Raw genomic sequence first — 13030 nt, forward strand, 5'->3', positions numbered from 1 at the left:
AACGCGCCTGGGCGCCGCGGTTCGATCCGGACCGCGGCGTCGCACGACTAGATGATCGCGCGCAGCGGCGATTTCCGCAGGATCAACGCCGAGACGGCGAGGCTGCCGATCCCCGCCAGCATCGTCAGCAGCAGCGCCTTCGTGAGTGCGAACAGCGGCAGCGCGTGCAGGAGCAGGGCGAAGCCGATCAGGATCGGCGGGTGGATCAGATAAACGCCGAAGGCGTTGTCCGAGAGCCATCTCGCGACCGGGCCCTGCGCGTCGAAATGGCGGCGATAGACGGCCAGCATCAACAGGCCCATGCCGACGCAGACAAGCGCCTCCCACAAGCACTTCCCGGCACTGACAAGGTTGAAGCCGCCGCCATAGAGCGCCGTGTCGCCGTGCAGGGCGCCACCGAACAGCACAAGCGCCGCGAACAACGGTGCGGAAAGAGATAGCGCGAACAGTCCCCACCGGATGCAGGAGCGTTCGGCGACGCCCAGCATCCAATTGCCGCGATAGCCGAGGCTGCCGGTTGCGAACATGAGAACATATTGCGGGATGTCGCCGGGGTGAACGTTGAGCACGGAGGCATCGGCGCGGATCGCAATGCGGACGGCGAAGGTAGTCGCCGCCATAGCCGCAACGAACAGGACGATTCCCCAGCCGCGCAGCGCCAGTTGCGGTTCGCGCCATCCGGCCCGGCGGATCAGGCCATACAGCAGCGAGACCAGCAGCAGCACCGCGCAGAACCACATCGGTCCCGTCTCGGAGAGCCACTCGCCATCTTTCAGATGGATCAGCCATTGATGCCCGAAGCCGCCCTTGCCCCAGGTCCAGGACAGGAAATACTGCGTCAGCGGACCGATCACCAACATGTAGAGCAAGGTCGGCGGGCCGAGCCTGATCAGCCGGTCACGCGCAAATCTGGAAAACCCCTTCCGATCGAAGGCAGCGGCGGCGAAATAACCGGCGATGAAGAACAGCGCCGCCATGAAGAAGGCCTGGAGGAAGCTCTGATAGATGCCGAACAACACAGCCGTTCCGAAGCCGGTCTCCTTCCGGTCGACATAGTACCAATTGCCGAATGGGCTGTAGGTGTCGGCCGCATGCATGCTCAGCACGAGAATGATCATCGACCAGCGGATGTTGTCGATGAACAGCAGGCGCGACGTCACCGCCGGCCTGGCCGGAGCTTCTTCCGTAGCCCCCATGAGAACGTCGGCCATGCCGCCACCGCGCCGGATCTTCGGCCGTCAGAACCGCGGAATATCCGGGAACGCCACCTTGCCGGCGTGCACATGCATGCGGCCCAGCTCGGCGCAGCGGTGCAGGGTCGGAAACACCTTTCCGGGATTGAGCAGGCCCTGCGAGTCGAAGGCGCATTTCAATCGCTGCTGCTGGTTGAGGTCGATCTCGGTGAACATGTCAGGCATCAGATCGCGCTTCTCGATGCCGACGCCGTGCTCACCGGTGAGCACGCCGCCAAATTCGACGCAGGCGCGCAGGATGTCGGCGCCGAAGGCTTCGGCGCGCTCGATCTCGCCGGTCTTGTTGGCATCGTAGAGGATGAGCGGATGCAGATTGCCGTCACCGGCGTGGAACACGTTGGCGCAACCGAGCTGGTATTTTTCCGAGAGCTCGCGAATTCGGGCGAGCGCCTTCGGCAGCGCGCCGCGCGGGATGGTGCCGTCCATGCAGAGATAGTCGGGCGAAATGCGACCCACCGCGGGGAACGCGGCCTTGCGGCCGGCCCAGAACAGATTGCGCTCGGCCTCCGAGGTCGAGATCTGGCAGCTGGTGGAGCCGCAGCCGTTGGCGATGGTCTCGACGCGCGTGATCAGCTCGTCGACCTCGATCTTGGGACCGTCGAGCTCGATGATGAGCAGCGCTTCGACGTCGAGCGGATAGCCGGCATGGACGAAGGCCTCAGCGGCGTGGATCGCCGGCTTGTCCATCATCTCCATCCCGCCGGGAATGATGCCGGCCCCGATGATGCGCGCCACGCATTCGCCGGCTGCCTCGACCTCTGCGAAGCCCACCATCAGCGCGCGCGCCGTCTCCGGCTTCTGCAGGATGCGCACCGTGATCTCGGTGATGACGCCGAGCAGTCCCTCGGAGCCCGTGATGACGCCCATGAGATCGTAACCCGAGTTCTCGCACCCCTTGCCGCCGATGCGCAAAATCTCGCCGCTCATCAGGACAATCTCGCAACCGAGCACGTTGTTGGTGGTCATGCCGTATTTCAGGCAATGCACCCCGCCGGAATTCTCCGCGACATTGCCGCCAATCGAGCAGGCGATCTGCGAGGACGGGTCGGGCGCGTAATAGAAGCCATCATGCGCGACCGCCTGGCTGATCGCGAGATTGGTGACGCCGGGCTCGGTGACGACGACGCGGTTGTCGAAATCGACCTCTCGGATGCGCTTGAACTTGCCGAGGCCCAGCAGCACGCCGTCCTCCAGCGGCAGCGCGCCGCCGGATAGCGAGGTGCCGGAGCCGCGTGGCACCACCTTGATGCCCTGGGCGGCACAATATTTCAGGACGAGCGAGACCTGCTCGGTGGTGTCGGGCAGCACCACGACCATCGGTGGTTGCCGATAGGCGGTCAGCCCGTCGGATTCATAGGCTCGCATCTCGGCAGGCGTATCGATCACGCCCTCGCCCGGCACGATTGCGCGCAATGCAGCAACGATCTCCGCGCGGCGCGTGAGCACCGCCTGGTCGCTCGCAGGCATCATGATGGCCATATCAAACCCTTCATGGCATATCCTTCCGCACGTCAATTTATCACGACAAATCAATCATGTCCGCGACGGTTTGGGTAGGCCGTCCGAAAGTCGGAGCCACGATCCGCGGCGAGTTCGCTCTGGGACAAGTAGGCAGCCATGAAACCTGTCATGGTTTCGTGGCTTGTCCAAGCCGAGCGGGCCGTGCCAAAACCGGCAGGGTTCGACGACCGCCGACCAAATAAGACCCCACCGGGAAAGAGACGAAGAGCACCCTATGAAAAAACTGACTTTTGGCGCGCTGATGATCCTCACCGTCACTGCCACGGCCACCAGCGCGATGGCGCAGGACGCTGCGGCCGGCAAATCGTCGTTCAACAAGTGCCTGGCCTGCCACGCGATCGGCGAAGGCGCCAAGAACAAGGTCGGCCCCGAGCTCAACGGTCTCGACGGCCGCAAGTCCGGCACCGCGCCCGACTACAATTACTCGGATGCGAACAAGAATTCCGGCATCACCTGGAACGAGGCGCAGTTCAAGGAATACATCAAGGATCCGAAGGCGAAGATCCCCGGCACCAAGATGGCGTTCGCCGGCATCAAGAACGAGACCGAGATCAACAATCTCTGGACCTATGTGTCGCAGTTCGACAAGGACGGGAAGATCAAGCAGTAAGCGAAAAAGCGGCGGCCGCGAGAACTTCGGTTTTGAATCAGAACTGAAGTTCTCGCGTCTTGTTTGGATGCGCTTTCTTCAAGCGAACCGGTATCAACTTCGCCCGAAAACGCTTTAGTCTGCCGCCGCCTGCGCGGGGACAATCTTCCCGATCATCGTTTCGATCTCCGTCTTCACGAGATCCGGCACCGCGTTCTGCACCATGTGGCCGAGATCGGGCAGCACGATCAGCTTTGCGTTTGACACCGTCGCCGCGAACGGGCGAGCGTGGATGTCAGTCTTCACCGTCTTGTCGGGCTCGCCGGCGATGATCGTAACCGGCACATGGATCTCGCCGTAGCGGGCGACTTGTGCGGCGACGGCCTGCTTCAGCGTCACCAGATCAAAGGCATTGGCGATGAATTCGCGCGGACGCAGCAGCAGCGGCGTCGCCGACTCCTTCACAAAGCCATCCGGCATCGTCTGCGGCAGGAAGACATTGCGCGCGCCGGAGTCGGCGACAAAATAGCCGAGCGGCAGCGTGATGGTGTAGGCCAGCAGCGGACCGATCACCGGCGTTGCGATGATCTCGTTGTAGCGGCCGACGCCGCCGCGCCAGGGATGGGTTACCGGCGCCAGCATCACGAGGCCGGCAACACGGCTCGAATGATCGAGCGCCAGCCGCGCGCCGAGCGCGCCGCTCCAGGAGTGCACGACGAAGACGGCACGATCGACGCCGAGTTTGGCCAGGGCCTCGTCAATCATCCGCGCCTGAATCGCGGGCGTGGAATCCTCCAGCCGTGCGCGCGTGCTCCAGCCATGGCCGGGACGGTCGATCAGGATGACGCGATGCTGCTTCGCCAGGAGGTCACCGAGCGGATGCCGCATCACTTCGAGATTGGAGCTCGCACCATGCAGCATCACGATCGGCAGGCCGCCATCGCGCGGGCCGATGTCGACGACGTGGAGCACGGCACCTTCGACTTCGATCATCCGGCCCTGCGGTGGAAAGGCGCGCTGCACGGCCACGACGCCGGCCTGCGTGACCAGCGCCAGCAGCACCAGCGCCGTCACGGCTGACATCACAATCATGAAGAGAGTCCGGGCAATCCAGGGCACATCGCAGTTACGGGGTTAGACAGTCGGCAGTTTCGCTCAAGCCGGCACAGCGCTTCCACCGGAAATGCCGCCCTGTGGATATGTGCATAATTGCGGAGCCAAAAACCTCAATGGAATCAATCGTTATGGGTGGTACCCCGTAAGCTCCGGACCAGCTTCATGTAGTCGTCATCGCAGCTTCCTTATAATCGCCACGGTCGGTTCCGCCATCTAGACGCGGATGGGCGCCGATCCCTCCTCGCAGCCCCAGAGGATGCGGGAAAGACCGGCAGGATTGTCCTGGTTTGAACCGGAGGATTTTCGATGAGCCTGAGATCGAACGATACCGCAATCGACGAGATCGTCGCGAGCTGCAACGGCGACCTGCGCGGTGCCGTGCGGGCGCTGCTCCTGATCAACGAGCATCTCGAAATGGAACTCGCAAAGGCGTATGCCGCAGCCGCCGATCGCGGCCTCGCGGAGCGCGGCACCAGCGTCCTGCACTAGGCCGCAACCGGCCTCCGTTCACAGGATGAGCGCCGTCCCACGTAACGCCGCTGCGCTCAGCCCGCCATCGCGCCAGGTGACGGCATCTGTTGCCCCACCAGGAACGCCGTGACCTCGTTCCCGAAGGTCTTGAGCGCGGCGCCGATGGCTTGGTGCATATCGAGATATTTGTAGGAGCCGAGCCGGCCGCCGAAGATGGTGTTCGGACGCTTCTCCATCATCATGCGGTAGCCGGACAGGATGGCCCGGTCGGCGGCGGTGTTGATCGGGTAGTAGGGCTCGTCGTCGCGGCCGGCGAAGCGGGAATATTCGCGATAGATCGTGGTCTTCGGCTCCCGATAGTCGCGCTCGGGATGCAGATGCCTGAATTCGTGGATCCGGGTGAACGGCACGTCCGCGTCGGCGTAGTTGATCACCGAAGTGCCCTGGAAGTCGGCGACGTCATGCACCTCGCGCGCGAAGTCGACGGTGCGCCAACCGAGCTCGCCGCAGCGATAGCGGAAGAAGCGGTCGATCGGCCCGGTATAGATCACGAGCTGGTCGGGGCGGATCTGGTCCTCAATATCGAAATAATCGACGCCGAGATGAAGCTCGATATTCGCTGAGTTGAGCATGCGCTGGAAGATCGCGGTGTAGCCGTCGACCGGCATGCCTTCGTAGCGGTCGGCGAAATAGCGGTCATCGAAATTGAGCCGCACCGGCAGGCGGCCGATGATGTCGGCCGAGAGCTCGCTCGGCTCGGTCTGCCACTGTTTCTGCGTATAGCCGCGGATGAGAAGCTCGTAGAGCGTACGGCCGACGGAGGCGATCGCCTTGTCCTCCAGGTTCTCTGCGGCGATCGCGCCACAGGCGTGAGCGTCAGCCTCGGCCGCAATCAGGAGCTTCGCCTCTTGCGGCGTCATGACACGGCCGAACGCGGCCGAGATGGTCGCGAGATTGATCGGCATGGAATAGAGCCGCCCGCGCGCCACCGTGAAGACGCGATGTCGGTAGCTGGTGAATTCGGTGAAGCGCTGCAGGTAGCGCCAGACCGTTTCCGAGTTGGTGTGAAAGATGTGCGTGCCGTAGCGATGCACCTCGATGCCGCTGTCGGGATCGATCTCGGAATAGGCGTTGCCGCCGATATGGGCGCGCCGGTCGAGCACGCAGACCTTCCGCCCGAGCTCGTTTGCGACCCGCTCGGCGATGGTCATGCCGAAGAATCCGGCGCCCACAACCACGACATCGAAGCCATCAAGCTGCATGCGTTCCCTACCCTGTCGGCGTCGCACGCGCACACATCCACGGCCGATGAGGCTTCAACGGCGAGGGACGCCGGCTCAGGCGGAACAATTGCGCGACGTGCCAACAATTCGTGAGCCCGGAACGGCCGCCCTGGATCGTTCAACAGTCGGGGGCGCGACGGCGGTGCGATCGGCAGGCCGCGCGACGCCATCGGCTTCGGAGACCGTCGACCATGGCTTTGATCTGCATCCTGTCTGCGACCAACAGCGCCTATCAATCGGTTCGCGGCATCCTCCTGATGGCGGGTGCCGAACTCGACCGGCTCGGCCATGAGGTGAAGATCCTCGATCTGGAGGCGCCCGACACGCCGGCGCGGATGGAAGCCCTGATGCCGCGGCGCGACGAGATGATGGCGCTGGTGATGTCCGGGATCGGCCTCGAGATCTACGCCAACGAGGGCAAGCTGCTCTGGGACGCGGCGCAGATTCCCGTGTTCAACTGGAACTGCGATCACCCTTCCTATTTCATGCGCCGCCACCGGCTTGACAGTCCCTACGTCGTGCACGGCTACGTGTTTCCGGATCATGCCGTATTCAACCGTGACCATCTGCATGCCAATGGCGCGGCGTTCGGGGCCCATATCGGCATTCCCGATCCCGGCTTCTTCGGCGCCCTGCCGGCCGAGCGACGCAACGGCCGGATCGTCTTCGCCAAGTCCGACTGGAATCCGGCCAAGCTGGAGCGCTCCTGGCGCAAGGCGTTGCCACCAAAACTGTTCGCCATCCTGTTCGATGCGATCGCCGCCGCACGCGGCAAGACCTGCTCGGCTTTTCCCGAGATCATCTGCAACGTGGCTGCCGAGCATCTCGTCCATCTCACGCCCGGCGGCGATGTCTTCAACGCGCTCTTGACCCGCCTCGATAATTACACGCGGGCGGTCCGCACCCGTGAGGTGGGCGCAGTGCTGTCAAAATATCCGGTGGATTTCATCGGCGGCGGCTGGGAGGATTTCAGTGCGGAGACGCGTCACGCCCGTTTCCTCGGCGCCATGCCGTTCGACACGCTGCGCGAAACGCTCGGAACCTATCTCGGCGCGGCCTCGCTTAACCCCAATGTCGATCTCTCGGTGCATGATCGCGTGTTCTTCGCGCTCGGCGCCTCGACCGTGCCGATCTTCGATGCCAACAGCTTTTCGCGGGCGAATTTCCCGCGTCTCTCCCGCTTCGGCTTCGGCCACGATGCCGAGAGCATTGCCGCAGCCGTCGAGGCCGTGCTCGATGATCCCGAGGCGGCGCAGGCGGCGACCGCCGCGACACTCGCCGAGACCTATCCACGGCTCTCCATGCAGCGCTCGGTGCAGGACATTTGCGAGATCACGACGCAGATGGCGGGCAAGCCCGGCGCGAGACTGATTCCAGCTGCGCCCTCGCCGGCGAGCTATTGGACCAAGGAACGTCCGACGGCCGCAGCCTGAGCTTGCTCAGCCCGCGCCGTCCTCGGCCTTTTGCTCATCGGGGGTGAGCACGGGACAGGCGCGGATGGTCGAGCGTGCCAGCTTGGCATCGCCCTTGGATTTGTAAGGGCCGTCGCCGAACCAGATGTCGCCGTCGATGACCGGATTGCGGGTCACTATGTTGCATTTGCCGGTGGCGCGATTGCCGACCACCCAGAACAGTCCGTCGGCGAGGCTCATCGTTCCCGACGCCAACAGCAAGCTACAAGCAAGGATCAGACGCTTCATGGCTTTTGCTCCTGCCATGCAGGTAGACCTGCGGCGGCGCCGACAATAGTCCTTGCGACATTGCGCCTCCGATCGTGGTTAATCGGCGGGCGCCACAACCGCTCAAGAAATGATCGAGTTATCGGCTAGATGTCGCGGCCCTCGACCTTCTCGGTCAAAGCCTTCACCTGATCGGGGATCTTCTCGAGGTGCGGATTGACGGCGAGCGCCTTGCGATAGGCCTCGAGCGCGCGCTTCTCGTCGCCGACGTCCTGCATGATCATGCCGAGCCCGGCGAGCGCGCCGAAATGGCGGGGCTCGCGGATCAGCACCTCGCGGATGTCCGAGAGCGAGCGGGCGTAATCGTTCTGCATGTAATAGAGCGTGGCGCGGCGATTCCAGGCTTCGATGTAATCGGGCCGGAGCTTGATGACCGAATCCAGCAGCTTGATCGCGACCTCGATCTTCTGCGCATCGACGGCCGCCTTGGCCCGCGCCATCAACAATGCCGCCGTGTCGCTCGGGGTCTGCAGCCAGATCGCCCAGATCCGCGCCTCGACATGCTTGGCGCTGGCGTCGTCGGGGGCGACCTTCAGCGCGCCGAACAGGAAATCGAGGTTCTTGGTGCGCTCGGCCTTGGGCAGCTTGGCCGGCGCTTCCGGCAGCTTCTTCTGCTGTTTCGCCGGCGGGGCCGGATCATCCTGCGCCAGCGCCGGCGCCAAGCCGGCCGTTCCGAGAACCAGGGCCAGACACAGCGTGCGTAGATGAGGGAATCTCACTGCCATGGGCGAAAGTCTAAACGCGTAAAGCCGCCCTTGCCAAGCAAAGGCGGCGTCAAACTCGTGTGAGACCGTGGTCTTGCGGGAGCGCGCGAAAGGCGTCCGGCAGGGCAATATCAGCCTTGCTGATATCAGCCCTGGCGAGCCTTGAAGCGGCGCTGCACCTTGTTGATCACATAGACCCGGCCCTTGCGGCGGACCAGGCGGTTGGCGCGATGGCGACCGCGCAGCGACTTCAACGAGTTACGGACCTTCATGGCAGAATCCTGAACGTTCGAAAGGCCGTGTTCGGCACTACCGTTTCGGCACGCGCGAATGTGGCAAAATGAGATCTTTCCCGCTGGCGGACCGACCGCCCGGGACGGGGCGGTTCTTAAGGCATGGCGGGAGGTCATGTCAATGTTAACTGCCCGGTTCCGAACCGCCAAATTCGCGAAAACAACCCCATGCACAGTAGAAACGGCCGGATCGGGCCGATTCCACCCCTTCGCGACCGAACCCGGCAAGACTTTTGCGGGCTGCGGTTTGAGCTTCAGCAACGCCTTGCCAAATTCGTTATATCATATAATCAATTCGGCAACCCGTCGGGAGGACACCCATGCCGAAGCTGAAGCTGCCGAACATCGACGACGTCGTCGCGATCGACATCCACACCCATGCCGAGGAGCCGTGCGGTATGCATGGCGACGACGGCTATGACGATTTCCAGGCGCAGATGGCCGACTACTTCAAGTCGCCGCACAAGCATCCGCCGACCGTGCCGGAGACCGCGGCCTACTACCGCTCCAAGAACATCGCCGCGGTGATCTTCCCGGTCGACGCCGAACGCGAGACCGGCTTCCGCCGCTACAAGAATGAAGAGATGCTGGAGATCGCCTCGGACCATCTCGACGTTCTCATCCCCTTCGTCTCGATCGACCCGCACAAGGGCAAGTTAGGGGTGCGCGAGGCGCGCAAGCTGATCGAGGAATACGGCGTGCGCGGTTTCAAATTCCATCCGACCATGCAGGGCTTCTACGCCAACGACCGCATGGCCTATCCGCTCTACGAAGAGATCAACAATGGCGGCGCGATCGCGCTGTTCCACACCGGCCAGACCGGCGTCGGCTCGGGCATGCCCGGCGGCATGGGGATGCGGTTGAAATATTCCAACCCGATGTACATGGACGACGTCGCGGCCGATTTCCCCGACCTCAAGATCATCCTCGCCCACCCCTCCTTCCCCTGGCAGGAAGAGGCGCTGTCGGTCGCGACCCACAAGCCGAACGTCTACATCGACCTCTCCGGCTGGTCGCCGAAATACTTCCCGCCGATCCTGGTGCGCTACATCAACTCGATCCTGCAGGACAAGATGCTGTTCGGCTCGGACTGGCCGGTGATCACGCCGGACCGCTGGCTGGCCGACTTCGCCAAGCTCGACATCCGTGACGAGATCCGGCCGAAGGTGCTGAAGGCCAACGCGCGGAAGATTCTGGGAATCTAACCGCGTCCAGGCATTGAGGGCTTCGATCCCAATGGTCGAGGTCCTCACGGATTGGGACGGATGTCGGCGTTGGATGCGCCGTGTGCAAGTTGTGCGGCGATCGTGCGCAATGTCCGCTTCATGAACCAGCCCCAGAACCAGCCTGTGCCGGTGTATTTCGCGCGAAACCGGGCCTGCCAACGGATCGACGTCCCTCCGCTGGCTTCAGGCGCGAGGCAAACGTCCGCGCGATAATCCTTGAGAGGTAGACCCGACAGGAGCGTGTAGCTCAGCTGTCTACCCTCCACGAGTTCGACCACTTCTTCGCGCGCGCGTGTCACTTTGGTCGAAAAGACCCGCACAGCGCCAATGCCAAGCGGCTCGCTCCGGCCGGCTTGCTCGAGTTCAAACGACTCGAACAGGCTCCATTGCGGCCAGGTGGCTCCGTCCTTGAGCAGGGCAAATACCCTGGACGGGCCGGCGACGCTCACCGCAATGGCGCACACTGTAATTTCCCCCATCGATCGCCCCTGCTTCCCGCTGGTCTTCCGTGACGTCATGCTCGGCGGTGCATCGCAAAGTTCTCAGTAGCCTGCGGCAGCCATGGTCGCAGCTGCGCCGAGGACGATCCAGCCAAAATGCCTTCCCTTACTGCTCAGCCCGTTGACGAGGGCGCTCATCGCAAGCGCCACGGTTGCCGAGATGACGATCGCGTGCCGCGCCAGTTCCGAGGCGAGCGTCGGCGCGAGCAGCAACAGCACGCCGAAGCAGATCCAGTCGACGGTGAGAAGCTGGAAGACCAGGCGCACGAGGGTGCGCGGACGCTTTGGCTCGATGCTGACGCTTCGGAACACCCTGACCTCAGAGAGAACGCCATGGATCATGGCGGCCAGGATCGCAATGACACCGGCACACTGAAGTAGGACGTCGCGCATGGGAGTCTCCATACAGTACTGTATGTTTATAGGCGCGAAGTTTGGCGCGGTCAATACACTCCTGTATGTTGACGCATCGCCCCGGATGCAAAGCTGGCGACAACCGGCGGCGCTGGAACGGCTAAAACCATGCTCCTTGCGTATTGGAAATGACGGCGATCAATGCCGTCAGCAGGCTTATCGCGCTGAAGAGAACGGTCGCCTCGATTCTGTCGCGTTCAACCTGCGCGCGGGCCGCCCGGTTTGTGCTCATGGGGCGCGGCTGGATCAATGTTGGCATGAATGATTCCGTTGAGCCTGTGTCAGGATGCCCAGCCCATAGCGGCGGGTATTCCACGGCTTTTCATTCTGACGGCGGCGCGAGATTCGACATCAACCAATCGGTTGAGCATCCCGAAGAAATTCGCGTTACGGTGACACGCCGATGCTTGTCACGTTCGACAACATCGAGGATGCGAATTCCGTGCGGGAGGTGGATCGGAATGCGCTCGATCGCACGCCCGGCCCTGGCTATGGACCGGTGGCCATGACGCTGACGGACACCAGCGAACGCGCAACCCAGGGAACGCTCGCTAAAAAATTTCCTGCGCTTCATGCGGCGATGACGGCGCCGCGATCTCCTCCGCCGCCTGCAAAACCTGCATGGCAGAGAGAACGCGAGAAGAAGGAAAGAGACGCCGCCGGCGACATTCCGCCCACGCCGCAAAAGCCGGACGCTGTCCGGCACAACGTGCTGCGGATCGACTGGGGGCCTTTGCCCAGCCAAGGCCCTAAACCTCGCAGGATGGGTAGAGCGAAGCGAAACTCATCCTTCATACGGCGCGGTTGCACTATGATGGGTTTCGCTACGCTCTACCCATCCTACTGGACTCTCGCACGAACCCCGCGCGTGGGCTTCGAACTGCGGGAGGCGCCTCGACGATAGAGCTTGTCTAGGCTTGCGCGGAAGATGTCGTTGCAGGCTCCCGGTGTGCGTGGACGCAAGTGATCACGCTCAGGACGACGAAGCAGAAGGCGGCGGTTTCAAGCGTTGTGGGGAGCCGGTGCTCCCATGCCAGGCCATAGAGCAGCGCGAACAGCGTCTCGAACAGGATCATCTGGCCTGCGAGCGTCAACGGCAGCAGCCTGCTCATCCGGTTCCAGAATGCATTGCCGACGATCGAAGCAAGAATTGCAACGCCCGCTGACACGGCGACGAACCGCATCCACGCCATTGCGTCATGCTCGGTGTCGATGAAGGCGAGACATGGGATCAACACCAAACCTTGAAGGCCTGTGGCTACGCCGGTAAGCAGATTCCAGTCATGGGCGGAGACATCCTTCAAGCGGGCGAGCGCGCGGCTGTTGCCGATCGCGTAGCTCGTCCAGCAGACGAGAGCTCCGACGGCGCAGAGCAGACCGGCTCCCTGCTGGAGCAGCGATGTCGACGGCGGCAACGCCAGCGCCTGCAGTCCGATGCAGACCGCGCCCGCCGAGCAGAGCAGGAGCGATGGTGCAAGGCGCGAGATCGGCACGGCCCGCTCCGCGTTGCTGCCGATGACCGTGACCGCAACGGGCAGGAAGCCGATCACCAGCGATGTCATCGCGATGCCGCCGAGTTGCACGGCGCTTGCCATCAGCACGTAATAGAGCGTGTTGCCCGCGAGCCCCAGCCAGGCCAGCGTAATGCAGTCGGACCATCCAAGCCTGCCCGCGATGTCGCGCCAGCGCGGCAGGATCAAAGCGGCGGAAACGGCTCCGAAGATCAGGTAGCGACCCATGGCCAGTTGAACGGGCGCGAAATCGGCCACCATTGCGGGGCCGAGGAATGCGAATCCCCAGAACGCGCCCGCGGCGGCACCGCACGCTATTCCTGTAATCAGTGTCGAACCAAGCTTCATGATGACTCGCCGAATATCGATTGGACGAGCAATATCCACACCATGGTGATAAAAGGGTTCTG

The 13030-nt window shown here is 63.1% G+C and carries 16 protein-coding genes; 5 read left to right on the top strand and 11 right to left on the bottom strand.

The genetic code is table 11. From position 1 onward, the window contains the following. Nucleotides 1-47 precede the first annotated feature (47 nt). Nucleotides 48-1211, bottom strand: a complete 1164-nt coding sequence (locus QA645_RS37600; protein WP_283046132.1) for an acyltransferase family protein — start codon at nucleotides 1209-1211, stop codon at nucleotides 48-50. Nucleotides 1212-1238: 27 nt separating this feature from the next. Next, complete coding sequence (locus QA645_RS37605) at nucleotides 1239-2732, bottom strand: FAD-linked oxidase C-terminal domain-containing protein (protein WP_283046133.1); 1494 nt, start codon at nucleotides 2730-2732, stop codon at nucleotides 1239-1241. Between the two features lie 256 nt (nucleotides 2733-2988). On the opposite strand from QA645_RS37605, the gene cycA reads away from it, so the two are divergent. Continuing rightward, nucleotides 2989-3384: a cytochrome c-550 CycA gene (gene cycA, locus QA645_RS37610; protein WP_200470180.1), complete on the top strand. Its 396-nt coding sequence runs from the start codon at nucleotides 2989-2991 to the stop codon at nucleotides 3382-3384. Nucleotides 3385-3498: 114 nt separating this feature from the next. Here the strand turns inward: cycA and QA645_RS37615 are convergent, their stop codons facing one another. After that, a complete protein-coding gene (locus QA645_RS37615) occupies nucleotides 3499-4455 on the bottom strand; it encodes an alpha/beta hydrolase (protein WP_283046134.1) in 957 nt (318 codons plus the stop codon). Nucleotides 4456-4785: 330 nt separating this feature from the next. Here QA645_RS37615 and QA645_RS37620 point away from each other — a divergent pair, with 330 nt between their 5' ends. Then, complete coding sequence (locus QA645_RS37620) at nucleotides 4786-4968, top strand: hypothetical protein (protein ID WP_254134471.1); 183 nt, start codon at nucleotides 4786-4788, stop codon at nucleotides 4966-4968. A 56-nt stretch (nucleotides 4969-5024) separates the two neighbouring features. On the opposite strand, the gene glf is transcribed toward QA645_RS37620, so the two are convergent. Further along, nucleotides 5025-6212: a UDP-galactopyranose mutase gene (glf, locus tag QA645_RS37625; protein ID WP_283046135.1), complete on the bottom strand. Its 1188-nt coding sequence runs from the start codon at nucleotides 6210-6212 to the stop codon at nucleotides 5025-5027. A gap of 212 nt (nucleotides 6213-6424) precedes the next feature. Between glf and QA645_RS37630 the strand changes: the two genes are divergently transcribed. Then, entirely contained in the window at nucleotides 6425-7666 is a 1242-nt protein-coding gene (locus QA645_RS37630) for a hypothetical protein (RefSeq protein ID WP_283046136.1), read from the top strand. 6 nt (nucleotides 7667-7672) lie between these two features. Here the strand turns inward: QA645_RS37630 and QA645_RS37635 are convergent, their stop codons facing one another. The 3 genes from QA645_RS37635 to ykgO all read right to left on the bottom strand — a co-directional run bounded on the left by QA645_RS37635 (nucleotide 7673) and on the right by ykgO (nucleotide 8948). Further along, nucleotides 7673-7933 carry a hypothetical protein gene (locus tag QA645_RS37635; protein WP_283046137.1) on the bottom strand — a complete coding sequence of 87 codons (261 nt, stop codon included), beginning with the start codon at nucleotides 7931-7933 and terminating at the stop codon, nucleotides 7673-7675. Between the two features lie 125 nt (nucleotides 7934-8058). Next, nucleotides 8059-8697 (bottom strand): tetratricopeptide repeat protein, encoded by a 639-nt coding sequence (locus QA645_RS37640; protein WP_283046138.1) that lies wholly within the window; start codon nucleotides 8695-8697, stop codon nucleotides 8059-8061. Between the two features lie 125 nt (nucleotides 8698-8822). Beyond that, nucleotides 8823-8948 carry a type B 50S ribosomal protein L36 gene (gene ykgO / locus QA645_RS37645; RefSeq protein WP_006611362.1) on the bottom strand — a complete coding sequence of 42 codons (126 nt, stop codon included), beginning with the start codon at nucleotides 8946-8948 and terminating at the stop codon, nucleotides 8823-8825. Between the two features lie 341 nt (nucleotides 8949-9289). Between ykgO and QA645_RS37650 the strand changes: the two genes are divergently transcribed. Beyond that, the gene (locus tag QA645_RS37650) at nucleotides 9290-10174 is read left to right on the top strand and encodes an amidohydrolase family protein (protein ID WP_283046139.1); all 885 of its coding nucleotides are present in this window, start codon (nucleotides 9290-9292) and stop codon (nucleotides 10172-10174) included. Between the two features lie 44 nt (nucleotides 10175-10218). On the opposite strand, the gene QA645_RS37655 is transcribed toward QA645_RS37650, so the two are convergent. From QA645_RS37655 to QA645_RS37665, 3 genes are all read right to left on the bottom strand, one after another. Then, the gene (locus QA645_RS37655) at nucleotides 10219-10674 is read right to left on the bottom strand and encodes an SRPBCC family protein (protein ID WP_283046140.1); all 456 of its coding nucleotides are present in this window, start codon (nucleotides 10672-10674) and stop codon (nucleotides 10219-10221) included. A gap of 63 nt (nucleotides 10675-10737) precedes the next feature. After that, nucleotides 10738-11088 (bottom strand): hypothetical protein, encoded by a 351-nt coding sequence (locus QA645_RS37660; protein WP_283046141.1) that lies wholly within the window; start codon nucleotides 11086-11088, stop codon nucleotides 10738-10740. A gap of 121 nt (nucleotides 11089-11209) precedes the next feature. Beyond that, nucleotides 11210-11368 (bottom strand): hypothetical protein, encoded by a 159-nt coding sequence (locus QA645_RS37665; protein WP_283046142.1) that lies wholly within the window; start codon nucleotides 11366-11368, stop codon nucleotides 11210-11212. 144 nt (nucleotides 11369-11512) lie between these two features. On the opposite strand from QA645_RS37665, the gene QA645_RS37670 reads away from it, so the two are divergent. Beyond that, nucleotides 11513-12013, top strand: a complete 501-nt coding sequence (locus tag QA645_RS37670; protein WP_283046143.1) for a hypothetical protein — start codon at nucleotides 11513-11515, stop codon at nucleotides 12011-12013. A 7-nt stretch (nucleotides 12014-12020) separates the two neighbouring features. Here QA645_RS37670 and QA645_RS37675 read toward each other — a convergent pair whose 3' ends face one another. Continuing rightward, nucleotides 12021-12968 carry a DMT family transporter gene (locus QA645_RS37675; protein ID WP_283046144.1) on the bottom strand — a complete coding sequence of 316 codons (948 nt, stop codon included), beginning with the start codon at nucleotides 12966-12968 and terminating at the stop codon, nucleotides 12021-12023. Nucleotides 12969-13030 lie beyond the last annotated feature (62 nt).

This window comes from Bradyrhizobium sp. CIAT3101, assembly GCF_029714945.1.
GTDB lineage: Bacteria > Pseudomonadota > Alphaproteobacteria > Rhizobiales > Xanthobacteraceae > Bradyrhizobium.